The organism is Shewanella algicola (assembly GCF_014648035.1).
In the GTDB taxonomy this organism is placed as follows: Bacteria; Pseudomonadota; Gammaproteobacteria; order Enterobacterales; family Shewanellaceae; genus Shewanella; species Shewanella algicola.
On the sequence record NZ_BMQI01000018.1, the window covers coordinates 62,098 to 87,008 of the forward strand.

17 protein-coding genes and 1 tRNA gene are annotated in these 24,911 nt (G+C 42.4%); 9 read left to right on the forward strand and 9 right to left on the reverse strand.

The features are described 5' to 3' along the window. Nucleotides 1–1,452, forward strand: coding sequence for a hypothetical protein (locus IEY42_RS09705; protein ID WP_229779997.1), 1,452 nt, complete (start codon nt 1–3; stop codon nt 1,450–1,452). 34 nt (nt 1,453–1,486) lie between these two features. On the opposite strand, the gene IEY42_RS09710 is transcribed toward IEY42_RS09705, so the two are convergent. The 6 genes from IEY42_RS09710 to IEY42_RS09735 form a co-directional block, all read right to left on the reverse strand. Continuing rightward, complete coding sequence (locus IEY42_RS09710; RefSeq protein ID WP_188925054.1) at nt 1,487–3,733, reverse strand: PAS domain-containing protein; 2,247 nt, start codon at nt 3,731–3,733, stop codon at nt 1,487–1,489. A 69-nt stretch (nt 3,734–3,802) separates the two neighbouring features. Beyond that, nucleotides 3,803–4,411 carry a TatD family nuclease-associated radical SAM protein gene (locus IEY42_RS09715; protein ID WP_188925055.1) on the reverse strand — a complete coding sequence of 203 codons (609 nt, stop codon included), beginning with the start codon at nt 4,409–4,411 and terminating at the stop codon, nt 3,803–3,805. 138 nt (nt 4,412–4,549) lie between these two features. Further along, nucleotides 4,550–7,702, reverse strand: coding sequence for an efflux RND transporter permease subunit (locus IEY42_RS09720; protein ID WP_188925056.1), 3,153 nt, complete (start codon nt 7,700–7,702; stop codon nt 4,550–4,552). A 2-nt stretch (nt 7,703–7,704) separates the two neighbouring features. Continuing rightward, a complete protein-coding gene (locus tag IEY42_RS09725) occupies nt 7,705–8,898 on the reverse strand; it encodes an efflux RND transporter periplasmic adaptor subunit (RefSeq protein WP_188925057.1) in 1,194 nt (397 codons plus the stop codon). A 442-nt stretch (nt 8,899–9,340) separates the two neighbouring features. Continuing rightward, nucleotides 9,341–10,561: an ATP-dependent RNA helicase SrmB gene (gene srmB / locus IEY42_RS09730; protein ID WP_188925058.1), complete on the reverse strand. Its 1,221-nt coding sequence runs from the start codon at nt 10,559–10,561 to the stop codon at nt 9,341–9,343. Between the two features lie 53 nt (nt 10,562–10,614). After that, entirely contained in the window at nt 10,615–11,343 is a 729-nt protein-coding gene (locus IEY42_RS09735) for a tRNA1(Val) (adenine(37)-N6)-methyltransferase (protein WP_188925059.1), read from the reverse strand. Between the two features lie 494 nt (nt 11,344–11,837). Between IEY42_RS09735 and brnQ the strand changes: the two genes are divergently transcribed. The 4 genes from brnQ to recJ all read left to right on the forward strand — a co-directional run bounded on the left by brnQ (nt 11,838) and on the right by recJ (nt 16,935). Next, a complete protein-coding gene (gene brnQ / locus IEY42_RS09740; protein ID WP_188925069.1) occupies nt 11,838–13,148 on the forward strand; it encodes a branched-chain amino acid transport system II carrier protein in 1,311 nt (436 codons plus the stop codon). A 116-nt stretch (nt 13,149–13,264) separates the two neighbouring features. Further along, nucleotides 13,265–14,170 (forward strand): site-specific tyrosine recombinase XerD, encoded by a 906-nt coding sequence (xerD, locus tag IEY42_RS09745; RefSeq protein ID WP_188925060.1) that lies wholly within the window; start codon nt 13,265–13,267, stop codon nt 14,168–14,170. Nucleotides 14,171–14,297: 127 nt separating this feature from the next. Further along, a complete protein-coding gene (gene dsbC, locus IEY42_RS09750) occupies nt 14,298–15,026 on the forward strand; it encodes a bifunctional protein-disulfide isomerase/oxidoreductase DsbC (protein WP_188925061.1) in 729 nt (242 codons plus the stop codon). Between the two features lie 184 nt (nt 15,027–15,210). After that, the gene (gene recJ / locus IEY42_RS09755; RefSeq protein ID WP_188925062.1) at nt 15,211–16,935 is read left to right on the forward strand and encodes a single-stranded-DNA-specific exonuclease RecJ; all 1,725 of its coding nucleotides are present in this window, start codon (nt 15,211–15,213) and stop codon (nt 16,933–16,935) included. Nucleotides 16,936–17,057: 122 nt separating this feature from the next. On the opposite strand, the gene IEY42_RS09760 is transcribed toward recJ, so the two are convergent. Together IEY42_RS09760 and IEY42_RS09765 are read right to left on the reverse strand one after the other, a co-directional pair. After that, a tRNA-Phe gene (locus tag IEY42_RS09760) sits at nt 17,058–17,133 on the reverse strand. Between the two features lie 236 nt (nt 17,134–17,369). Next, complete coding sequence (locus IEY42_RS09765) at nt 17,370–18,131, reverse strand: outer membrane protein assembly factor BamD (protein WP_188925063.1); 762 nt, start codon at nt 18,129–18,131, stop codon at nt 17,370–17,372. A 123-nt stretch (nt 18,132–18,254) separates the two neighbouring features. Between IEY42_RS09765 and rluD the strand changes: the two genes are divergently transcribed. From rluD to clpB, 3 genes are all read left to right on the forward strand, one after another. Beyond that, complete coding sequence (gene rluD, locus IEY42_RS09770) at nt 18,255–19,229, forward strand: 23S rRNA pseudouridine(1911/1915/1917) synthase RluD (RefSeq protein WP_188925064.1); 975 nt, start codon at nt 18,255–18,257, stop codon at nt 19,227–19,229. Then, a complete protein-coding gene (gene pgeF, locus IEY42_RS09775) occupies nt 19,229–19,969 on the forward strand; it encodes a peptidoglycan editing factor PgeF (protein WP_188925065.1) in 741 nt (246 codons plus the stop codon). Before rluD ends, pgeF begins: the two co-directional genes overlap by 1 nt. 152 nt (nt 19,970–20,121) lie before the next feature. Continuing rightward, a complete protein-coding gene (gene clpB / locus IEY42_RS09780; protein WP_188925066.1) occupies nt 20,122–22,695 on the forward strand; it encodes an ATP-dependent chaperone ClpB in 2,574 nt (857 codons plus the stop codon). A 146-nt stretch (nt 22,696–22,841) separates the two neighbouring features. Here the strand turns inward: clpB and IEY42_RS09785 are convergent, their stop codons facing one another. Then, on the reverse strand, nt 22,842–23,282 hold the full coding sequence (locus tag IEY42_RS09785; RefSeq protein ID WP_188925067.1) for a DUF4124 domain-containing protein: 441 nt from the start codon (nt 23,280–23,282) through the stop codon (nt 22,842–22,844). A gap of 98 nt (nt 23,283–23,380) precedes the next feature. On the opposite strand from IEY42_RS09785, the gene pssA reads away from it, so the two are divergent. Then, entirely contained in the window at nt 23,381–24,229 is an 849-nt protein-coding gene (gene pssA / locus IEY42_RS09790; RefSeq protein ID WP_188925068.1) for a CDP-diacylglycerol--serine O-phosphatidyltransferase, read from the forward strand. The last annotated feature ends 682 nt before the right edge of the window (nt 24,230–24,911 follow it).

Here is a 24,911-nt window from a genome sequence, read left to right on the forward strand (position 1 = left end):
GTGGCAAAAGTTAAAGTAAAACAAGAAGAAGCGTTATCAATCAAATTTAGCCATCAAATGGCTCCCGGGGATCAGCGTACATTTGATTTGTACTTCTATTTGCCTACAGAGATGGGGATCGGTTCACACACTCTCGATGAAGAAGAATATTATCATAGTGGTATTTTAGGCCGTCGTTCATATTACTCCAAAGGTTTACACCTGCCGCTCGTTCAGTCTCGTTTTATTAGTTTAAACAAGCGGACTATGGAAGAGTTTCGTTTATACCTTAATTTATTTGCCTATCAATTTGCTGTCGCTATCGAAACTGACGGTAAAGAACTGCGCCAAAAAAGTGATGCCAGTGAGTTCTATCTGGCATTAGACGAGCTGTGTGATGTGGTGGTTCAATTACTCAAAAAGTTTCGTCGTAATGAACCGAGCGATCCCAAATGGAAATCATATTTTGAACACGCAGATAATTACCTTTCGTGGTTTTGTGAGCAGCAATTACTTAAAATATTAGCTCATTCGCCTCGTAGTTCAGACTTTAGCGAAGTGAAAGATAAGGCTTTGGATTTATGTCGTAGCGAAAACTATTATCGCGAACAAGTGTGTAAATACAATTCGATGCAAACCCAACAAGATGCCAATCGGATATCGAATAAAATGCTGTTGCTGCGACGTCTTATCCAGCAAGGCGTGGTATTAAAAGAAGAGTTAAAACCACTTGGCATAGGGTTAAAGAAGTTTGTAACAGGCCTTGCAACCGGTTTGGTGATGTTAGTCGTGTCGGCGTTAATTATTAAAGCCCAGGGCTTTTTTAATGGCTTAACCTTAACCCTAGTCCTTACGCTTGCAGTAATTTACGGGTTTAGGGAAATCTTTAAAGAAGATTTTCGCAATGCCATGTGGCGTTTTATTCAACGCGGTCGTCCACGTTGGAGCCGTATTTTGCGCGACACCAGTACTCAAGCTATTGTTGCTAAGCAGCTAGTTTGGCTTGAGTTTATGCGCTCGCAAGACATTCCAGATACTGTGTCTGAAATCATGAAGCACCGAAATAGCCAAAACAAAGTCGACTCGACAGTGTTGCATTATCGTATTGCCACTAAAGTGGCGAATAAACCATTTGAGGCCGGATATTCTGAAATTCAAGAACAAGTTAACTTTAGCTTAGTACCGTTTGCTCGTCATTTAGAACGCGGTAAAGCCAAAATATATAAAGAGTCTGACGGTAATATCAGTAATGAATCCGTTGAGCGTCGCTATCAAGTGAATCTTGTTGCAGTGTTACGGGATGGTAAGCAACAGCCAGAGTATGCTCGTTTCAAAGTCACGATGAATCGCTCAAGTATTGTTGAAATTACCGAAAGTAAATTGCCTGATAACATTCAACCTTTTACGTCTGAAGCTGACAGTAACTTACACGAAGAGACCCTGGTAGTTGATCACCACCAAGTAGAACCCTGACCCAATTAACAATAAGCCAAGGTTCGGCTTATTGTTAATTGAGGTGGTCGGCATAGGTTGGGCGAGTAAACGCTTGGCAAATATTTTGGTCAACCGATTGCTTAGCCCGCTTTAGAGCAATTTCAGCATTAGCCAGGTATTGCTCTAAACTTTGCGGAGACATATACCCTGCAATACCAATGTTAATCCCTTCAGCCAACTGGTTTTCAGCTAAACAGTGCATTACATTCATTGCGTATTGATGTGCACTAGTGGCATTGGTCTCTGGCAATAAGATCACTAACTTACCGAGTTGCCACTGGGCTATTTGATAGTTAAGTGGTAATTCGATTAACAATTGTAATTCAATGTCTTTTTGGCGTTTTTCTAATTGACTCATGTTGCCCATACTACTGAAAATGCCTTCTGGGTTAATGTCCATTACTAACAAGCTCGATTGAATTTTGGTTTGCTCATTGAGATTATTGAAGTGATGCTCAAGTTCGGTTAGTCGCAAAACAATGGCGCTACTATGGCCAAATACGTTACTGCTATTGTGTACGGCTACCGTGGGGACTGTTTCTTCAAAGGTACAAATTAAGTATTCAATATCACCATCAAATGTAAGTTGCCCGGCCAAAGTCGTTTTTAGACATTGGTTATAACGGCTTTGCGTAAACGGCATGATTTGCGCTGTCCATTCACCTTGTAAGCTAATTTGGGCACAAATATTTTGCCACTGGTTTTTAAGCTCACTCCCCAATAAATCGGTTATAGGGATATCGGTTTCCCCATTGAGTACCATGAGGTGATCGAACTGACTATTACATTTAATCAACTTGCCGCTCGAATCGGTTAATGCTGTGGCGACAGCACTGTCACTCAACAGTTGATACAAATAGGCTTGGCGTTGGCTGTCATATAAAATAGTTATATCTTCAAAGGTAACCAGCCAATAAGACTCTTTGCTATTGGGGCACAGCTCCCTTCTTATGTGGGTTTGTAAAGTGCTATTAACACTTTCAATACTCACTTCGCCACGCCATTGTTGGTGATGCGCTAACGCTTCTTTTATTTGCTCAAATCGATCGTTGTCGAGCTGTAATACGCGCTGGAAATTACGGTCTGTTAACGTGTCAACCGACAAGGCTAGCGCTTTTGCTGCCTTAGTATTTGCACTGCTTATTCGGCCACTATCATTAACTATTAGACAGCTTATCTCACTGTTAAACAGCCCATGGCTTAACTGTAAACTATTGAGTTTAGCTCGGCGCTCAAGCACAAACAGGTGTCGTAATACAATTAAGGCCGATGCCAGTAGCGCTATTAACACTCCAGCAATTAAAATCACCATGCGCCATTCTAGGTAACGGGCGGCAATATCATCGTGACGGATATACGATAATAAAAAGTATTCTCTCTTGGTTTCGTATTGGCTGGTGAGCTCAACTTTTAAATAAACAAATGTGGCATCGTTACTATAAAACTGGCCAAAATTATTCATTGCCATGTCTTTCCACAAATCGGGATAGGTTTGCTTGAGACTTGACCCTAAGGAGTCTGGCATATTGCTTAAAGGTTCAGGTTGATTTGCTCCAGCATATAAAAAGCCTTGAGTGTCGAGTAATAACATAGGCGAGTTTTGATTAAAAAATGCCGGCTTGATTGACTCAAGTAATTTGGTGATGGAGTTATAAGTGACTAAATAACCTTTAACGCTTTGGTCGGGGTTTTCTATCCAAGACAATTGATAAAAGTAAGGTTCAAGCCGGCCATCTATTGGTGTGAATGACATTGGTGACGTGTAAATGTCGCTGCCACCCATATTGCGGCCAGAACCTAACAGCGCGGCAGGCAGTTGCATGTTGTCAAAGCTGTCAGTGGTTGAAAATCGTAAATCTCCTTGCGGGTCGTACAGAGACAACCCTAGCAGCTCAGGAATGTTCTGTGTGAGTGAACTCCAGCTGTCGGTGACTTTACGTTGTTGCGCTTTTGAAGGCTGTTGCAAATATTGTCTAAGTAACTCAGCTTTAGCAAAAGTTTGAGTTCTAAATTGTAGAAACGCGACTTTATCCGACGCCAACGAGGCGACAGTTTGTAGCTCACTGTAGCGTTGATCTGCCCAGTCTTCTTGCAAACGACGTTCGCCTAAATTTACAACCATGTTGGTGATAATAAACACCGCAATGAGCAAGATAATTAATTGGCTGAGTAGCGATAAAATATGCTGCTGTGACCATCGTGCTGCTTGTGATGAAATTAATAACGGATTAGAAGAGCTTACTACTTTGCGTTTAAACATTGAGTTACTTTTTTAGCATTCACTTGTCAGCAATATTAGCATGAAGGTGCGCTAGGAAGAATGTCTAGTTTAGCCAATCTTATCTAATTCTCGTTGCTTAAATTGCGTACCGTATTGTTCAGCGATAGCGCGGCAACGCTCAATATTAACGTTGTCTAAACCATTTATGGCTGTGACCTGCACTTGCGAAATATATTGTGGAGCTAACTCAATAAACTTAAGCAGCGCTTCGTACGAGTTCGCCAGCTTAGGTTGGCAGTGCTGCAAATAACCTTCTGGGGTGTCGGCGTTGAGTGAAATCGATAAACTGTCTACACACTGGCTTAGCTCAGGTAGGATATTGCGACGATGAAAATGATTTCCTAATCCATCTGTATTGACTCTGACTTTACCGCCCCGGGCTTTAATTTCTTTTGCGACTTGCAATAAACAGCTCAAGTTCAATGTTGATTCGCCAAAGCCACAAAATACGTACTCTTCAATTTGTGTGACATCGCCAAGTAACGGAATGATATCTTCTGCTGTGATGGGCTTACTTAATGATAAGTCGTATTCATGCACCTGTTTTGAACCATTGTGTTTGGGGCAAAATTGACAACGTAAAGTACATCTAGCAGTAATATTGAGATAGCGGTGATTACCGATATCGTAAATTAATGTGGGTTTTGTTGTACTCATAATGATTGCGATGATTAGATTAACATTGACATATTGTAGCGAAATAACTGCAGCGGCTTTGTTGTTTGGCTCGCATAAAGCATAAAAAAAGCAGAGTGAATATTGCTCTGCTTTATTAACTCACTAACTCAAAATAAGTTAATGATGTTCTATTGAATCTAATGGCTCTGCAGTCGTTTTAGGTTGCCACCACCAGATGAAGAATCGTCTTAATACACGTTTTATATCATCTAAAATAATGTACAAAATCGGCACTAAAATCAGGGTGACCACAGTTGAGAATAAAATACCAAACGCGAGCGATGTAGCCATTGGGATAACAATTTTAGCCTGTAAACTGCGCTCCATAATAATCGGTACTAAGCCAACAAAGGTGGTTAACGAGGTTAAAATAATCGCTCTAAATCGGTAACAGCCCGAGTCAATGGCCGATTGCATTAACGACTTGCCTTGCTCGCGGGCGCGGTTAACAAAGTCGACTAAAATCAGTGAGTCGTTTACCACGACCCCGGCTAACGCCACAATGCCGCATAAACTCAAGATACTCATTGATAAGCCAAGAATAAAGTGACCAAATAAGGCGCCAATCATACCAAATGGAATCACCGACATAATGATTAATGGCTGGGTGTAAGACTTAAGCGGAATGGCCATTAAAGCGTAGATGGTGAACATGGCAAAGAAAAAGCCTTGCGCCAAGCCTAGCATTGCATTTTGCTCGTCTAAGCTGCCGCCATCTAAAGCAGAGGCTACTTTAGGGTACTGCGCGGTTAGTTCAGGTAAAAAGTCTTGTTGAATTTCTGCCACCACTTTTGACGGCTCAACATTGTTTTTATTCACATTGGCGCTAATGGTAATTGCTCTGCGGCCATCAACACGAGTAATCGAGGCGTAAGACTCACCTAGCTCGATTTCTGCCACGGTTGAAAACGGTACCGCAACACCTGCAGGTGTGCGGATTAGCATGTTTTCAAGGTCGCCCACAGTGCGGCGCTGCTCAAGCGGATAACGCACCATCACTTTAACTTCTTCTTTATTGCGTAAAATACGTTGTGCTTCATAACCATAAAAGCCATAACGTACCTGGCGCGCTAAGTCTGACAGTGTTAGCCCTTGTGCTTCAGCCTCTGGGCGGATGTTTAAACGTATCTCATGTGAGCCTGATGAGAAGTTGTCGGTAATATCAAACACGCCTTCGTAAGTCGCTAATTTTGATTTAAGCGCTTTGGATGCCTCAGACAGCTGGGCTAAGTCACTAGAGGTTAAGCGGAACGATAAATCTCCGCCGGCATCGTTAGTGCTGGCATTGATATTTAATTTTTTAACCGATAACAGTTCAGGCAACTGCTTACGCCATTCTTCTGCAATGGCAACGCCGTCGACTTCGCGGTCTTCACCTTTTGTTAACTCGGTAAAGACAAAGGCGCTGCTGCGTGAACTGAGCTCAATGTAGCTGTGTTTTACCATTGGATAACCGTATTGGTCTTCAAGTTTGGCGTTCATTTTGTATAACGCATCTTCAACTTGTTGTAGCACTTTTAAGGTGTTTTCTTCTGAACTGCCTTCTTCCATTTCAAGTTGAACTTGAATAAAGTCTGACGGAATATCAGGGAAAAATACCCAACGCACTTTGCCACTTTGCACTAGCGCCAGCGATAAAATTAATACTCCAATAAACACAGCGACTACGCTGTAACGTACTTTAATGCAACGCTCTAAAAAATGACGATATTTGTTGTGGATAAAGTGCTGTAGCCATTCGTTTAATCCAAATTTTATTCTCGAAAATAAGTGGGTCGGGGCAGTCCGCTTTTTAATTTTCATGTGGGCTAAATGCGCGGGTAAAATCAATTTTGATTCCACTAACGAAAATGCTAAACATAAAATCACCACCATGCCGATGGATTTCCAAATAACCCCCATGGGACCCGATACCATAATCATGGGAATAAACGCGGCAATGGTGGTCAATACCCCAAAGGTGGCTGGCATTGCCACATTTTGTACCCCTTTAATCACATTGTTTAACGAGTGGCCATTTTCTTCCAGCTCAGTGTAAGCACTTTCGCCGATGACAATGGCATCGTCGACCACTATCCCCAGTACCAGGATAAAGGCGAATAAGGTCAACATGTTGATAGACATATTGAAAGGCTCAATAGGCATTAATAGCATGGTGCCTAAAAAGCACACTGGTAGCCCCAGCATGACCCAAAATGCGAGTTTAAGGTCTAAAAATAAGGCCAAAATAACAAATACCAACAGCGCGCCATAAAACATGTTCGACAACATCATGTTTAAACGGCCTTGCAGGTAGTGGGTTAAGTCGCCCCAGGTATCCAGTTCAATATTACTTGGTAAGGTGAGCTTGCGTTCGGCGACATAGTCTTTAACTTGAGAGGCGATATCTAAAGCATTTTGGTCATCAATACTGGCTATTTCTATCACCGCTGCCGGCTTGCCATTAAAGCGGGTGTACTCTAAACGTTCTTCAAAGTCATCATTAATGGTCGCAACTTGTGGCAACATAATACGGCTACCGTCTGCCCGAGTTGTGACCACTATTTTGGCAAAGTCATCGGCATTGTAGGCCTGGCCTTTGGTGCGCAATAAAATATCGCCATCTTTGGCGCGGATCGACCCACCGGGTAAGTCGATAGATGAGTTTTGAACGGCTAGCGCAACTTGGGTAAAGGTGATGCCATATTCACGCAGCTTATCTTCAGACAATTCAATGCCAATTTCGTAATCGCGCACCCCATTGACTGTTGCACGTGTGACCGCAGGTAGATCGGTAATGTCATCACGAATGGCTTTAGCCATTTCTTTCATGTCATGTAGATTCATGTCTCCATAGACAGACACCCAAATCACACTATTTTCTGGTTTTATTTGATAAATATTGGGTTTTTCGATGTTGTCCGGGAAGGTGGCAATCGCATCGACCCGCAATTTTGCTTCGTCGAGCACTTGCTGAACATCGTAGCCGTCTTCAACTTCAATGGTCACAGAGCCAACGCTGTCACTGGCAACAGAGGTGACTTTGTCAATGCCGCTGATGTCTTGAATGGCTTCTTCGATTTTTATGTTAATCCCTTCTTCAATTTCTTGTGGCGCAGCACCTGGATAGGCCACATTGATATTAATTAGGTTTAATTCAAAAGTCGGAAACACTTCTTTATTAATGATAAACGTACTAAATAAACCGCCGATAAGCAGTGCTGCCATGAGTAAGTTTGCCGCGACACTGTTGCGGGCAAACCAGGCAATAATTCCTTTATTGGTATCCATGATTATTCACCTGCCGTCGTAGCGGCTTCAGGGGGGGTGTCAGTGTTGCTGGATTCTTCTCCCAGTATTTTGACTGTTTGCCCTGAGCTTAAGCTGTTGACACTGGTGGTTGACACGCGTTCGTTGGCTTTAAAACTGCCTTTGATATAAAGCGTATCAACGTCGGAGCGGATAATATTGACCTGGCGCATTTCGATGATGTTGTCTTGATTTACCACTGCCACCTGGCCATTACGGACAACATGGCGAGGCAATGTGACAATATCATTAACGGTGCGACCAGTGATTACTGCGTTAACAAAGCTGCCGTATTTAAGCGGTAATTGGCCAGAGATTTTGGTGTTACGAAGATAAGGGTCGCGAATTTCGGCCACCAAATACACCATGCGGGTTTGTTCATCAATCACGTTTTCGCTGCGCACAATAGTGCCTTGCCAGGTGACTGGTTTACCGGCAAGTTGAGCTGTGAGTGTGACGCTGGTGTCTGGGTTTTCAACTGACTCAAGGTAGGCGAGTTCTTCGTTGGTGAGTGGTAATCTAATTTCAGCAATACTGGTATCGTAAAGTTCGCCTAGATTAGTGCCCAGTGTGACATATTGGCCTAAATCGACATTGCGTGCTTTAATGATGCCGTCAAAAGGTGCACGGATAACAGTACGCTCTAAATTACGTTGGGCTCGTGCTAATGCCGCCTGGGCATACTTGACGTTTGCTTGCTCTTTTTTCAATTGCGGAATACGTAACCCAAGTTCTGGTGGTAAGCCTTGGGTAAAATCTTTAAATTCTACTTTTGCGACTTCTCCACGGGCTTTTTCTTCGTTGAGAGCCGCGGTTGCTTGTGCTAGTGTCGCTTCAGCCTGGATTAAATCGGCTTCATAATCTGAGGGTTCAATGATGGCCAATTGCTCGCCTTTTTTGACCACGCCACCGGCAACAAAGTTTGCTGAAATACTTAGCATACGCCCTTGAACTTCGGTGACTAATTGCGTTTTGTATTTGGGATTAACCACACCATATGACGGTAAGTTCAGTGACAAGGTTTGTGGCGTCACGGTTTGTACATCGACAATAGGAATGTTTATGGGCTCATCTTTTTGCTCTGGGGCTTCTTGGGTATTAATTAATAACCAGGCTGCGGCAGCAAACACTGCGATAATAAAGAGTGGTGACAGTCTTCTTAGAATTTTTTTTATCATTTCTATTGCGTATCCATGCTTAAATAAGACTAACGACAGTTAACTACGTTGGCTAAGCTGTTCATTCAGATTCATTTTTATTACTCATAACTTATAAATTAACAGAGTCTTGGGCTTAGCTAAATAGTTTTATGTAAATAAAATGTTTCTAATTTTGAGTTTGTTGCCTATTTTGCGATTGAATCTGAATAAATCGTTATAAACGGCACAAATAAATGAAAATAAATCTTATTAACTCATAGTTAATTCAATTTAATCAATGTATTAGTGATAGTCTTGTTGGTGGGTGTTTTTTGCGCGGAAATTGACATTTCTTGACACTTTTTGCCGTATTGCGTCTAGTTAATTGTGTTATATCTCACTTAGGCAATAAAAAAAGCGAATTATTAAATAATCCGCTTTTTTATTGGAGTAGACCATATACAGGCCCTAGTACGAAAGATTACTTTTTCTTGTATTTTTTCGACTTCACTCTGGCATCTTTTGCGTTGGCTTTTTTCTTGCCTGGCACTTTTGCTTCTTTGTGCTTAGGGCGAAGCTCTTCAATCACACGGCGTTTAAGCGGCAGCTCAATATAACGTTCAATTTTAGACACAATACGCATGTCGTGTGCTTCAACTAACGAAATCGCCGTTCCTTTTGCGCCAGCACGGGCGGTACGACCAATACGGTGCACGTAAGCATCAGCAGAGCGTGGCATATCAAAGTTGATAACATGAGTAATATCGTCAACATCAATGCCTCGGGCAGCAACGTCTGTTGCTAGCAATACATTGACTTCGCCTTTTGAGAACTTACCTAACGCCTGGAAACGTTTTTTCTGCTCCATATCGCCGCGCATAAAGGCGCATGGAATATTGGCTTTAAGCAGTAAACCTTCAAGGCTAGCAACGATTTCACGTGTTTTAACAAACACAATGGCACGTTTAACGTTTTCTTGGCGCAAAATATGACATAGCAAAGCAAACTTATGAGCGTTGTCATCGGCAAGGTGGATCCACTGATGCACTTTGGCTTTTTCGCTGCGCGGTGATTCAACATCGACCACGACAGGATCGTTTAACAACTCACGCGCAAAACGGTTAACCCCGTTGCCTTCAAGCGTTGCAGAAAATAACATATTTTGCTTACGACCTTGGGCTTCAATCGCAATGGTTTGCACAACTGATGAAAATCCCATATCAAGCATACGGTCTGCTTCATCGATGATTAACATTTCAACTTCAGTCGCATCAAACTTATCTTTGTCTAGGTATTCCATTAATCGACCAGGTGTGGCGATTAATAAATCAACATTATCTTCTAGTGCTTCTTCTTGCGGGCCGTAAGGCACACCGCCAGTAATGATGGCGATATTAAGATCAAGATCGGTAGCAAGGTGGCAAGCATAGCGATGAATTTGGCTAGCAAGTTCGCGTGTTGGCGTTAATACCAAAATACGTGCTTGACCCTCAAATCGGCGAGGAAAGTCGATAAGATGCTGTAAAGCAGGCAGTAAAAAACTGGCTGTTTTACCGGTGCCGGTTGGCGCACGCGCTAAAATATCCCGCTGATCCATGGCCAATGGAATGGTTTGTTGCTGAATAGTGGTAGGGGTGTTGTGTCCCATGGCCTTGAGTGACTCTAATAAGCTAGGGTCGAGCTGGAAATCTTCAAATTGCATGCGCTGGTCTCGCTGAAAAATAGTTGAGTATTATAGCTGACCTAATGAGCAGGCTAAAGCTTTAAGTAGAATGGGCGGCATAAATCTATCATTGTTTGGCTGTATCCCGATTGTTTATTACGGATCGCCATTTGCAGGTACTGAGTTTGTTCAGCTGTGTCTGTGACATGTTTAAGCACCAGTATAGAGCGGTTAGGTGATTTTCCTTCGGCACTAATGATTTCAAGATGCTTGGCAACATAGAGTTTGTGCCCATTAAGTTGTTGAATAAAACTGGCCAAACTTTGTTGCGGTAAAATAATACTGGCATTGCCTCGAGGGGCTAGCAGTTGGCTGATGGCTTTTTGTAACTCTGCAAACGATAAAGTATTGGTATGCCTTGCATCAGCTCGGGCACTATTTTTAGCTTGAGTCCCTTGTTCGAAATACGGTGGGTTGCAAATAATATGGTCGAATAAAGGTGCGATGTTTTTATCAAATTGTTTTTGAAAATCCTGAATGGCACCATGAAATAATTGCACTTTATTGGGCCAAGGGCTTTGCTCGATATTATGCCTACAAGCATTAGCAGCTGCGGAGTCTAATTCAACAGCGGTAATTTTTGTGTCCTCAAGGCTGCGCTGCGCGGCCATTAAACTCAATAATCCGCTTCCTGCGCCAATATCAAGAATATGACTTGATTGGGTGAGTTGTGCCCATGCACCGAGAATAACGGCATCAGTACTGACAGCCATGCCACATTGCTCATCGTCGATATGAAATTGTTTAAACGTAAAAGGCATAATTAAACTGTGGTGATTGGGTTAATGTAAATGTTACGGCTGATGATAATCGCTTTGAGCTAGCGTGTCGTGAGTTAATTGACGCTAGGATAAATTGTTGAGTTTTTGTTATCAAAAATTAAACTAAAAAGGATAACTTGGCGATTATGTACACAAGTATTGACAGAAATGCATGACAAAAACGGTATTTTAGTTATTTTGTTGAGCAAAGCTTGTGTCAATAAGTGATGTTTGGTATTGGTTTTGGCCGTTTTAGTTCAGTGAAATGGAGTAAAAAGTCTAACTTCAGCTATTTTGACAAGGATGTGGCTGATAAAAACAGGTTAGATGTTTATTTTATGTCGTTTCACAGCAGAATTTAGTATTTAAAAGTGTATTTTTAACTTTACAAAAAGTGGGCGCGTTCAGTTCAGCAGTAGCTAATTTTGGCGTAATCAATTAGGTTTGTTAAAAAACATAACAATAAAAAGAGGCAAGTAGTGCAAACAACCAAGATGAGTTTGACGGATACGCTAGGGTTAGGCTTTATGACTTTTGCGTTTTTTCTAGGCGCAGGGAACTTAATTTTCCCTCCTTTTGCTGGCATGTTGGCTGGTGAAAATATGTCTTTTGCGATGCTCGGATTTTTGATTACCGCGGTGGGTATGCCATTGATTGGGTTAATTGCCGTTGCTAAAGCTAATGGTAAAGTTATGGCGCTATTACCTGCGTTTGCTGCTACGGCATTGGCCATTGCTATTTACATTATTATTGGCCCCGCATTTGCTGCACCAAGAACCGGGTTAGTGGCATTTGAAATTGGCGCAAGACCCTTCATTAGCAACCCAGACGCTGTGATGATGTTAGCGGGTAAAGAGTTCAATATTGCTCAGTTGATCTACACTTTAGTGTTTTTCTCTATTGTGATGTTTTTGTCTTTATACCCAGGCAAGTTGCTGGATAACGTGGGTAAGGTGTTAACGCCTATTTTGATTTTGTTATTAGTCAGCTTAGCCAGTTCAGTGATTATTTTACCGGGTTTTGAAGTTAATCAACCGGTTGGTGAATACATCAATAGCCCATTAACGAAAGGGATTATTGAAGGTTACAACACCATGGATACCCTAGCATCGTTGATGTTTGGTATGTTGATTATTGATTTGCTGCGTAAAAAAGGCGTTAACGATACAGCCGATCAAACTAAGTATTTGGTGCGGGCTGCCTTTATCGCCGCAGGCGGATTAGCGTTTGTTTATGTGTCGTTATTTTATCTTGGCGCATCGGCGGGTGATTTTGCCATTGGTGCTGAAAATGGCGGCCAAATTCTAACAAACTATGTCACCCATCATTTTGGCAGCATTGGTATGTTAATGTTGTCTACCGTGGTAACTCTAGCGTGTTTAACGACAGCGATTGGTTTAGTGACGGCATGTGCTGAGTTTTTCAATGAGCTAATGCCAAGTTTGTCGTATAAATTATTGGTTGTGTTGTTAAGTATAATTTGTGCCACGGTTGCTAACGTAGGATTGTCGCAATTAATCAGTGTTAGTATTCCGGTATTGATGACGATTTACCCTGTGGCGATTGCCTTAGTGTTAGTGACATTCTTAACCGAGCGTTTTGCTCGACCAGCATTTTCACACCGAGTGATTTTAAGTGTGGCGTTATTCTTTGGTATTTTTGATGGCCTGCAAACCGCGGGTATGGACATGAGCTTCTTGGACTTTATGCCACTACATGCTGAAGGCATGGCGTGGTTGTTGCCGACAGCACTGACCGCGATTGTGTGCTTGTTTCTACCCAAAAACCGTGTTGCAACCGCATAATGCCAAACGGAGTGTGAGACCAATATTCACGTTGTAAGTGAATAAAGGCAAACAATAAGACGACGTTATGATATTTTATCTAACGTCGTTTTTTTTACCCCATTAGAGATGTTATTTTGGTTAAACCTGCATATCAGCCTAACCCGTTGATCAACCAGTTTTTGGATGATTTATGGTCGACAAAAGGATTAAGTGATAACACCTTGGCTTCATATCGCACTGACTTGCAGCATTTAGAGCGTTATGTGTTATCGCAAGGCTGTGATTTATTGCGTGTCGATCAAGGCTTGCTGCGTGATTATTTGAATGCCCGTTTTGAGCAGCAGTTTGCTAAAAGCAGTACCGCCCGGTTATTAAGTAGTTTACGACGCTTTTATGGCTACTTGTTGGTAGAGCAACTGATTAGCGAAGATCCTACCGCCTTAATTAAATCGCCAAAGCTAGCACGTCAACTACCCGACTCATTGTCTGAAGCACAAATCGATAGTTTACTGGCTGAACCCAATGAGGATGACCCAATCGAATGTCGTGATAAAGCCATGTTGGAATTGCTATATGCCACTGGGCTGCGGGTTACTGAGTTGGTGAGTTTAACCATGGAGCAAATAAGCTTGCGTCAGGGGCTTGTGCGAGTGGTAGGTAAAGGCGGTAAAGAGCGTTTAGTGCCTTTGGGCGAGTTAGCGGTGGCCGAGGTTGAGCAATACATGCGCTTTGCTCGTGGCGAATTATTACATATGAAACAATCTGATGTGGTGTTTCCATCAAGACGCGGACAAATGATGACACGGCAAACGTTTTGGCATCGGATTAAGTTGTATGCGGCAAGAGCAGGGATCCAGTGTCATTTGTCTCCACATACTTTACGCCATGCTTTTGCGACTCATCTACTCAATCATGGGGCTGATTTGCGTGTGGTACAATTATTACTCGGCCACAGTGACTTATCGACAACCCAAATTTACACCCATGTGGCAAAAGTGCGCTTGCAACAGCTTCACAGTCAGCATCATCCTCGAGGGTAGTGTTATCGATATCAAATCCTTACATTTAAGAGTTTGAGTATTTGTTGCGTTCATTTAATTAAATCTGTAAGTTTTGCTTACGAAGTCGGGTCTATACATTTTGAACCCGTGTAAATTAGGAATTATCATGAAGTTAACTAAAGCCATTGCCCTTGTTGCTAGCCTTGTAATTGCGCCAATTGTGTCTGCAGCTACTGCAACGGATGTGTCAAATGAATCAGCTCTAAAACAAAAACTTACAGAGACTTTAGGCGTTAATGTTGCACAGGTCCAACCTTCCCCTGTTGACGGTTTGTACCAAGTGTTTACTGACCGTGGGGTACTATATGTCACTCAAGATGGCAGTAAATTATTTCATGGTAATTTATATGACTTAGACCAGGGCATGAAGAATCTTACTGAGCTTGCGTTGGCTGCTCCTCGTTTAGAAATGCTTAAGCCATTTGAGCAAGATATGTTGGTTTATAAAGCCAAAGACGAAAAGCACGTTGTGACCATTTTTACAGATGTGGATTGTGGATTTTGTCGTAAGTTGCATAACCAAATGCAGGGCTATAACGATTTAGGCATTACTATTCGCTATTTAGCTTATCCACGTGCCGGTATACCTTCTGCTAATGCCGATGAAATGCAAGCGGTATGGTGTGCTAAAGATCCGTTAAAAGCGATGACAGAAGCTAAAACGGGTGGCAATGTTAAATCGGCAAGTTGTGATATAGATATCGCGAAACAGTTTCAGTTAGGTCAAGCATTTGGCGTAAACGGAACTCCTGCAATCGTGTTAGAAAACGGCGTTATGGTACCAGGTTATCAACCGCCAGCTGATTTACTGCGTACGATTGAGTCAAACCTATAATTGATTGTCGTCAAGTAAGTCGTTATTGCGTAATATCTAAGGTGAGCTCAGGCTCACCTTTTTGTTATGTATTATTTCATCTCAATTCACGTATACAAGTGAGTCAAACACACTAAGCCGTCATTTGATTATCATTTAATACCTGAGTTGAAAGGTTTACTCATTGTTCGAATAAGGTTGTCTCTTGTCACACAAAATAGTCCGTCGTCCGCAAGTCGATGATTCACACTTACCGACATCATTACCACCATTTTTAAAGCAGCTTTACGCTCGTCGTGGTGTCACCGAGACAGACTGCGAGTTAGTGTTAACCAAATTACTTCGCCCTGAAACCATGAAAGGCCTATCTGAAGCTGCAGTGTTAATCGCTGATGCAATGGCTGCTGAAAAGTCGATATTAATCGTTGGCGACTTTGATGCCGATGGCGCGACATCAACCAGCGTGTGTATGCTGGCATTAAAGATGATGGGCGCACACAAGGTGGATTACTTAATCCCTAATCGCTTTGACTATGGCTATGGCCTCAGCCCTGAGATTGTTGCGGTTGCCTATTCTAAATCGGCAGATGTATTGATTACTGTCGATAATGGTATTTCATCTATTGAAGGGGTCGCAGCTGCCAAGTTATTAGGCATGCAAGTTGTAGTCACTGACCATCATTTACCAGGGCAATCTTTGCCCAATGCCGATGTGATTGTGAATCCAAATCAACCTGCGTGTGAATTTGCCAGTAAATCGATTGCAGGCGTTGGCGTGGCTTTTTACTTAATGTCAGCTTTGAGGGCTGAGTTACGCCAACGAGATTGGTATAAACAACACCACATTAACGAGCCTAACCTTGGCACTTTATTGGATATTGTTGCATTAGGCACTGTTGCTGATGTGGTGTCGCTAGATGCCAATAATCGTATTTTAGTCAATGCGGGTTTAAAGCGAGTGAGAAGCGGCCGTTGTCGAGTCGGTATTACCGCTTTACTTGAGGTGGCCAAACGCAGCCCTGAAAAAATGGTGGCTGCTGACTTTGGCTTTGCTGTTGGGCCACGGTTAAATGCCGCAGGGCGCTTAGATGAAATGGCCCTAGGGGTGGAAACGCTATTATGTGATGACATGATGCGGGCCAGAAGAATGGCTGCCGAGCTCGACGGCTTAAATCAAGAGCGTCGTGAACTTGAAACAGGTATGCAGCAAGAAGCGCTTAAAAGTTTGCAGCAGTTGTCGCTCAATGAAGATGATTTGCCCTGGGGCATTGCCATTTTTCAAGAAGATTGGCATCAAGGTGTAATTGGTATTTTGGCTTCACGGATTAAAGACCGTTACCACCGACCTGTGATTGCGTTTGCCTATGCGGGTGAGGGCGAAATTAAAGGGTCGGCACGTTCAATTAAAGGCTTGCATATGCGTGACTTGCTTGAGCGTATTAATAGCCTACACCCTGGCATGATCACTAAATTTGGTGGCCATGCTATGGCGGCCGGATTATCGCTTAAAGCAGATACATTTGAGCAGTTTAAACACGCTTATGATAACGCCGTGCGGGATATTCTTGAGTATGAGCAATTGACCGGAGAGTTGCTTTCAGATGGGGAGCTACCTACTGAGTTAATCAGTCTTGATACCGCATTGACTTTACGCAATGCAGGGCCTTGGGGACAGTCGTTTGAGGAGCCATTATTTGACGGGGTATTTAGGGTTGTCCAGCAACGTATTGTTGGAGAGAAACATCTTAAATTACTCTTAGAAACCCCTTGTGGTACGTTAATGCTCGATGGTATCGCGTTTAATATAGATTTAGCGATTTGGCCTGACGCAACGATTCAACAAGCAAGGATCGTTTATAAGCTAGATGTGAATGAGTTTCGTGGCAACCAAACCGTACAGCTTATGGTGGATTACATCGAGCCGCTGTGATGGGGGAAACCGCATTAGTACAAGGATGTACTGAGCTTCATCACTACTGAAAACAAAAAGGCCTCGCAATGCGAGGCCTTTTTGTTAATCTTTATTAGTCGCGTTAGCCACCAATGGAAATATGGTGCCCGAACCCGGAATCGAACCAGGGACACGAGGATTTTCAATCCTCTGCTCTACCGACTGAGCTATTCGGGCGACGGACGCAATTTAAAGGGTTTTGGCCTGTTGAGTCAACTTGTTTTTACTATTTATCTCAAAAATTGATTCGTTTGGACGTATTTTATCCGTATCGGCGTTAATTTATCCATTTTGTGCGCTAAAGCCCAAAAGTCGGTTAAACGATTCAAAAAAGATGGTTTTGTAGCTGTCCAGCTATAAAAAAACGCTCCGAAGAGCGCTTTTATTCATTCAATGATGTACGATCACTCATTCTAGTTAGTGAGTATTTCATTGTTAGGAAAGTTAGCTCGCATCACCATTTTAATGTGCGCTTGTAGCTTTTCTTGGCCTAATTCTTCGTATGCTTCAGACATGATTTCTAAAGCGCGTTCGGTTGCAGGAGTTCCTGGGAATTTCTCCATAACCGTTTGCGCACGAATTGCTGCTGCACTCCAGGCGTTCATTTTGATATAATACTCGGCTACCTTAATAGAATACTGCGCTAAACGGTTTTTCAAAAACTGCATGCGGTGTTGCGCATCGGCAGCATATTTACTATCTGGGTATGATTTAATTAAGCGGTCAAAATCTTTAAATGCATCTTGAGCATTTTTAGGATCGCGATCAGTGCGATCGATATTCATTAAATCGTGAAATAAATAATTATCTGCCTGCATATTGGTTAAACCGCGCATATAATACACGTAATCAATATTTGGATGCGTTGGATTGAGGCGTAAAAAGCGATCAATGTTAGCAATTCCAGAGGCAGCGTCATCCATTTTGTAATACGCATAAATCAGATCTAATTGAACTTGAGTCTTGTGCGGACCAAATGGGTAACGAGAGTCTAAAGCTTCAAGTGAACGCACGGCTTTAGAGTAATTACCTAATTCCATTGATGTTCTTGCTTGAGTGTAGAGCTGTTCAGGAGATGCTTTTTTTGTAAATTCATCTTCTTCAGGACTGCTACTACAGGCTGTTAAAGCCAGTGAAAGTAATACTAGGGCGGCACCTTGGGCAAATTTATACATACTTGAATTCAATTCTTTTTAAGTTGTTGTTAAGAATTTTTCCATTTCACGGTAAAATAGAAAACATCCGATTGTAACAGATAGCACATTCACTTTGGACCCCTAAACTGGGGTACGGTTCCTATGACACAAGAGATTAATCTAAAAAGCGAGATAACAGCAACACAAACCGGTCTGAGATTAGACCAAGCATTAGCTGGTTTGTTCCCTGACTACTCGCGCACACGCATCAAGGAATGGATCCTATCTGGTGCAGTTACTATTGACGGTATCACAGTCGACAAGCCACGGGAAAAGGTTTTCGAGTCTCAGTTGATAGAAGTTACAGCAACACTTGAAGAAGAAGTGCGTGCTAAGGCGCAAGATATCGACTTAAATATTATTTATGAAGACGAACATATTATTGTTGTAAATAAACAAGCGGGTTTAGTTGTTCACCCTGGTGCGGGTAATGCCGACGGCACCCTAATGAATGCGTTATTGCATCATTGTCCTGACATTGAACATGTGCCACGAGCCGGTATCGTTCATCGCTTAGATAAAGACACAACAGGTTTGATGGTTGTGGCTAAAACCGTTGAAGCACAAACTCATTTGGTTGCTGCATTGCAAGCGCGCGATATCGTTCGTGAATATGAGGCCATTGTGCTTGGTACTATGACTGCTGGTGGCACCGTTGATGAGCCTATTGAACGTCATGCGACACGACGGACACAAATGGCGGTGATTCATGGTGGTCGTCCATCTGTAACTCATTATCGAGTCGCTGAAAAGTTCCGTGCACATACGCGTTTACGATTACGTCTTGAAACCGGTCGTACTCACCAAATTCGTGTGCATATGGCACACATTGGCCATGTTTTGGTTGGCGATCCAGTGTACGGCGGTCGTCCAAGACCCCCTAAAAACGCTAGCCCTGAGTTTTTTGAATTACTTAAAGGCTTTACCCGCCAGGCGCTGCATGCTGTGCGCTTAGAGTTAGCCCATCCATTTACCTGTGAAATCATGACTTGGCATGCGCCAATTCCTGATGACATGGTTGAGCTGACCAAAGCATTACGTGAAGATACTCAATTAAACCCTATTGAGTATTTATAGTGCTCCAGCACGATTGGCCTTTACCTGATAATGTCGCAATAGCGTTGACTGATCGACATGGCGGATGCAGTTTAGCGCCATTTGACAGTTTAAATTTAGGGTTACATGTAGGTGATAACCCACAACATGTTTTGGCTAATCGTGCCGCTTTGCGCCAACGATTGTCTTTACCTGCGGAACCATTGTGGCTTGAACAAGTGCATGGTGTGGATGTGGTGAATATGGCGCATCTAAAACTGAGTGATTCTACAAGCCTTTCACCGATAAAAGCTGATGCAAGTTACAGCAATAAAGCTGGTGATGTGTGCGCAGTCATGACGGCAGACTGTTTACCTGTATTGTTATGCAATCAACAAGGTACTGAAGTGGCTGCAGTACATGCTGGTTGGCGCGGGTTGTGTGCTGGCGTGATTGAACAAGCGGTAGAATTATTTGACTCCGCTACCACTGAGCTCATGGCTTATTTAGGTCCAGCAATTGGGCCGCAGGCTTTTGAGGTCGGCGCTGAGGTACACGATGCTTTTATGCAAAAACACCCTCAAGCAGCGCAATATTTTATTCCTCATCACAATAAATACCTTGCTGATTTACCCGGTCTTGCTTCGTTACGTTTAGCGAAAATGGGAGTGTCACAGGTATTCAATGCTAATGTGTGTACTTTTACTGACCCTGACTATTTTTCGTATCGTCGGGATCAACAAACAGGTCGCATGGCGTCGCTTATCTGGCTAAAATCATAATAATTCGTTCAAGTTCAAAAAATAGACGATTTATTGATCTAGATTAAGTTTTAAGCTTGAAATCACATTAATTGCCCCCATCTTTAAGTTAACAAATTATTCATTTCTGAATTAATTTCCCACTCAATAAGTATCAGATCCTAGGAGGTTATATGAGACTCGATCGTATGACTAATAAGTTTCAAATTGCTATTTCTGATGCCCAATCATTAGCCTTGGGGCGCGATCATCAATTTATCGAACCCATTCACTTAATGATGGCGCTATTAAATCAAGATTCTGGCTCTATTCATCCATTATTAACCCAAGCTGGCATACGTGTTAGCGCTCTTCGTTCTGCCGTTACTCAGGAGTTAGAGCGTTTTCCTCAGGTAGATGGCACAGGCGGAGATGTTCAATTATCTCAAGGATTAATCCGCTTACTTAACTTGTGCGACAAGCTGGCGCAAAAACGTAAAGACAAATACATTTCATCAGAGCTATTTGTGTTAGCTGCATTAGAAGGTAACGATGCGTTGTCAAAAGCGCTAAAAGACTCTGGTGCTAGCAAAGAACTCATGGAAAAAACCATTGAGGACATGCGTGGAGGTCAAAAAGTTGATGACCCAAATGCAGAAGACCAACGCCAAGCCTTGAAAAAGTTTACTGTTGATTTAACCGAACGCGCAGAGCAGGGCAAACTGGACCCCGTGATTGGTCGCGACGATGAAATTCGCCGCACCATTCAGGTTTTGCAACGCCGGAGTAAAAATAATCCGGTGTTAATCGGTGAACCTGGGGTAGGTAAAACGGCCATTGTTGAAGGTTTAGCTCAACGGATCATTAATGGTGAGGTGCCAGAAGGCATTAAAAACAAGCGGGTGTTATCACTCGACATGGGCTCGCTTATTGCGGGCGCAAAATATCGCGGTGAGTTTGAAGAACGTCTCAAAGCCGTGCTTAACGAGTTGTCACAAGAAGAAGGGCAGGTAATTCTCTTTATTGATGAATTGCATACTATGGTGGGTGCAGGTAAAGGCGAAGGTGCCATGGATGCTGGTAATATGTTAAAGCCAGCTCTAGCCCGTGGTGACTTACATTGTGTTGGCGCCACAACGTTAGATGAGTATCGCCAATACATTGAAAAAGATGCAGCACTTGAACGCCGTTTCCAAAAAGTAATTGTTGATGAGCCAAGTGTAGAAGACACCATTGCAATCTTACGTGGTTTAAAAGAACGCTATGAGTTGCATCATCATGTTGAAATTACCGATCCTGCCATTGTTGCCGCTGCAACTATGTCACATCGTTATATTTCAGACAGAAAGTTACCCGATAAAGCTATCGACTTAATTGACGAAGCGGCATCGAGTATTCGTATGCAAATCGATTCAAAACCCGAGGCGTTAGACAAATTAGAGCGTCGTGCGATTCAGTTAAAGCTAGAAGAGCAAGCGCTCAGTAAAGAAACCGATGATGCCAGCCGCAAACGTTTAGACTTTTTACAACAAGAGTTGAAAGAAGTTGAAAGCCATGCAGCTGAGCTTAATGAGATTTGGCATACTGAAAAAGCCGCATTAGCGGGAACCCAGCATATAAAAGCGGATCTTGAACAAGGCCGCCTAGATCTAGAGGTGGCAAGACGTGCGGGGGATTTAACCCGAATGTCTGAGTTACAGTATGGGCGGATCCCTGAGCTTGAAAAGCAGCTTGATTTAGCTTCGCAAGCTGAAATGCAAGATATGACATTGCTGCGCAATAAAGTCACTGATATCGAAATTGCAGAAGTATTGTCAAAAGCAACCGGTATCCCGGTGTCAAAAATGCTTGAAGGTGAGCGCGAAAAATTATTGCACATGGAAGATGCATTACACGAACGCGTTATTGGTCAACATGAAGCCGTTGATGCTGTATCCAATGCCATTCGACGTAGTCGTGCTGGTCTTGCTGATCCACAGCGCCCTATTGGTTCATTTTTGTTCCTTGGGCCAACCGGGGTCGGTAAAACCGAATTATGTAAATCACTGGCTAAGTTTTTATTTGATACCGAATCGGCACTGGTGCGCATCGATATGTCAGAATTTATGGAAAAACATACCGTGTCACGCCTAGTCGGTGCACCTCCCGGATATGTTGGCTATGAAGAAGGCGGGTATTTAACAGAAGCGGTTCGTCGTAAACCATATTCGGTTATCTTGCTTGATGAAGTTGAAAAAGCGCATCCAGATGTGTTTAACATTTTACTGCAAGTGCTAGACGACGGCAGATTAACCGATGGTCAAGGCCGTACGGTTGATTTTAAAAACACCGTTATCATCATGACATCTAACTTAGGGTCTGACCGAATTCAAGAAAGCTTTGGTCGTGCCAGTTATGACGAAATGAAAGAAAGCGTGATGGAGGTGGTGATGCAAAACTTCCGTCCAGAGTTTTTAAATCGTGTCGATGAATCTGTCGTGTTCCATCCATTGGATGCGGAAAACATTAAGCATATTGCCAGCATTCAGCTTGAGTTACTGCGTAAACGTTTAGTGGAAAAAGAATTTGATATTCAGTTAACGGATGCGGCTTTATCGTTAATCGCCGAAGCCGGTTTCGACCCTGTTTATGGTGCGCGTCCATTAAAACGAGCCTTACAGCAGGAAGTTGAAAATCCATTGGCGCAGAAACTACTTCGCGGGCAATTATTGCCAGGTAAGATGATTAATGTCGATGTGGTTGATGGGGTGTTAACGTTTGAGCAATAAGCTAACTGTGTAAAATCAAAAAGGGAGCGAAAGCTCCCTTTTTTGTTTGAGTGTTTGTTATTTAATTTTAATTAGGGATGAGAGATTAACTTATGCTATTTAAAATCAAGATTTTAGTCCGCCTAGATCATTATCCCGAGCTCAGATTACTTACAAAATAACTTTACCCGTTCAGTGTTTTCGGCAATTGCAGCTTGTCTCTGCTCTTCTGTCATAGCAACGGTTTCGCCGGTTTCTTTATTTTGCTGGTTTAACTGGGTGTGAGTGGTTAATACATTAAGGCTGTGCTTAGCACTTTCGCAAATTTCTACAGCTTGTTTTTGGTCTTGTGCATTGATGATCTGTGCCGATTTTTCTAAATCAGTCATCTCTTTAGTAGGTGGTGTTTTTCTTTGCGGAGCAAGAGTCCCAATTTTGGCTGGTTCCATATCTTCACTATAAATTAATGTAGCATCTACACCTTTAGGCGGCTGCTGGCTGTAATGCACAACGCCCGCATTGTCTACCCAGGTATAAATGGGCTCAGCATACAAAAAACAGCTAAAGGTAATAACGATTAAACTAATAACTAAACGAAAAGTTCCCATGTGAGTTCCCAAGGCTAATATGACGCTATGCTTGATTGTTCCAAAATATGCTATCTTGAGTATAAATCCAACATCTAAAACAACATTGTTTAAAGTGTATGCAAAATTCATCAAATCAAACAGTAAAAAATAAAGGTATTTACCTATTACCTAACTTATTTACCACAGCAGGACTCTTTTCTGGGTTCTATGCCGTGATTTCATCCATGAATGGTCACTTTGAATCAGCTGCAATAGCAATCTTTATTGCAATGATCTGTGATGGACTCGATGGAAGAGTCGCCAGACTCACTAATACACAAAGCGACTTTGGTGCCGAATACGATAGCATGGCCGACATGGTGTCGTTTGGGATGGCCCCAGCAATATTAGTATATAACTGGGCATTACAAGATTTAGGCAAGATAGGTTGGCTGGCTGCTTTCATTTATTGTGCATGTGCGGCATTAAGGCTTGCACGGTTTAATACCCAAGTCGGTGTCGCTGATAAACGATTTTTTCAAGGGCTTGCAAGCCCAGCTGCAGCTGCATTAATTGCCGGAAGCATCTGGAGTGGTAGCAAATATGAAATTGATCCAACAAACATTAGCTATATAGTTGCCTTTGTCACCGCCTTAACCGGGCTGTTAATGGTAAGTAATTTCAGATATCACTCATTTAAAGAAGTCGATTGGCGCGGTAAGGTCAATTTCATCGTTATGTTATTATTGGTCGGCGTGTTTGTTGTTGTTTCAGTCGAACCGGCCATCATTTTATGTTTAGGTTTCTATATATATGCATTGTCAGGTCCATTCATCACTATCAAGACAATTAAAAAGTTAAAGGTTGAGCATATCGTTGGGGATGAGCCAGTAGATGCTAATGAAACAGAACCTGAGCAAGACATGGCTGAACCTCATGGCGAAGACAAAACCCAAGCAATGCCAACAAAGGATAATCCACAATAGTATCGCTCCCAAATCAACCAGATAACGTTGAGTTGTATCACTCATAAATCGCGTCATTAATTCGATGGCGTTCTTTTTTTAAAAAAGCACCACTTTTCTAACCCAGATACTGTATTTGTACTATAGTTAAAGTCTGCCTGAAATTAGTTACAGTCTGCTTAGGCCTTAGGCTTTATATCTAGGGCTTTTTATCCAGATAGCTTTATTACATAGATTGTTAAAATATTGTGACTATGTATACAAGGTTACAGTGACTATTAGACAGTACTTAATCGAAGTTACACAGTAATCAATCGTTTTTATGTTCGTTAATCATTTAGCGACATCATTCATAACTGTACTTGCTTATCAAGGCTTGTTAATTGCATTAAGAAATCGTAAAAAACCGAAAGTGACAGTCAACCTAATCCCGAAAGCTCCCAAAAGTTGCTTTTATGTTGTGTTTTTAACCGTTTTTAATGTGTTTTGTTCGAATAGTGTTCGCTTGAGCTGTTTTGAGATAAAACTATTAAAAAAGGGGTTGCACTAAATCTCATGGTGCCTATAATGCGCATCCACTGACACGGCAGACAGCGAAAGCGGCCACCGAGTTAGGTTGAATTAAGTGCTTCAAAACACACAATTCAACGGCGAAAAGAAAGTTTGAAAAAACACTTGACGCCAACACGGGAAAGCGTAAAAT

Excerpts from the sequence above, each read along its gene's own strand:
- IEY42_RS09725 (WP_188925057.1), bottom strand. The coding sequence starts at position 8,898 with ATGATAAAAAAAATTCTAAGAAGACTGTCACCACTCTTTATTATCGCA.
- IEY42_RS09715 (WP_188925055.1), bottom strand. The coding sequence starts at position 4,411 with ATGAGTACAACAAAACCCACATTAATTTACGATATCGGTAATCACCGC.
- IEY42_RS09785 (WP_188925067.1), bottom strand. The coding sequence starts at position 23,282 with ATGGGAACTTTTCGTTTAGTTATTAGTTTAATCGTTATTACCTTTAGC.
- IEY42_RS09720 (WP_188925056.1), bottom strand. The coding sequence starts at position 7,702 with ATGGATACCAATAAAGGAATTATTGCCTGGTTTGCCCGCAACAGTGTC.
- srmB (WP_188925058.1), bottom strand. The coding sequence starts at position 10,561 with ATGCAATTTGAAGATTTCCAGCTCGACCCTAGCTTATTAGAGTCACTC.
- pssA (WP_188925068.1), top strand. The coding sequence starts at position 23,381 with ATGCAAAATTCATCAAATCAAACAGTAAAAAATAAAGGTATTTACCTA.
- dsbC (WP_188925061.1), top strand. The coding sequence starts at position 14,298 with ATGAAGTTAACTAAAGCCATTGCCCTTGTTGCTAGCCTTGTAATTGCG.
- IEY42_RS09710 (WP_188925054.1), bottom strand. The coding sequence starts at position 3,733 with ATGTTTAAACGCAAAGTAGTAAGCTCTTCTAATCCGTTATTAATTTCA.
- IEY42_RS09735 (WP_188925059.1), bottom strand. The coding sequence starts at position 11,343 with ATGCCTTTTACGTTTAAACAATTTCATATCGACGATGAGCAATGTGGC.
- clpB (WP_188925066.1), top strand. The coding sequence starts at position 20,122 with ATGAGACTCGATCGTATGACTAATAAGTTTCAAATTGCTATTTCTGAT.
- rluD (WP_188925064.1), top strand. The coding sequence starts at position 18,255 with ATGACACAAGAGATTAATCTAAAAAGCGAGATAACAGCAACACAAACC.
- brnQ (WP_188925069.1), top strand. The coding sequence starts at position 11,838 with ATGAGTTTGACGGATACGCTAGGGTTAGGCTTTATGACTTTTGCGTTT.
- IEY42_RS09765 (WP_188925063.1), bottom strand. The coding sequence starts at position 18,131 with ATGTATAAATTTGCCCAAGGTGCCGCCCTAGTATTACTTTCACTGGCT.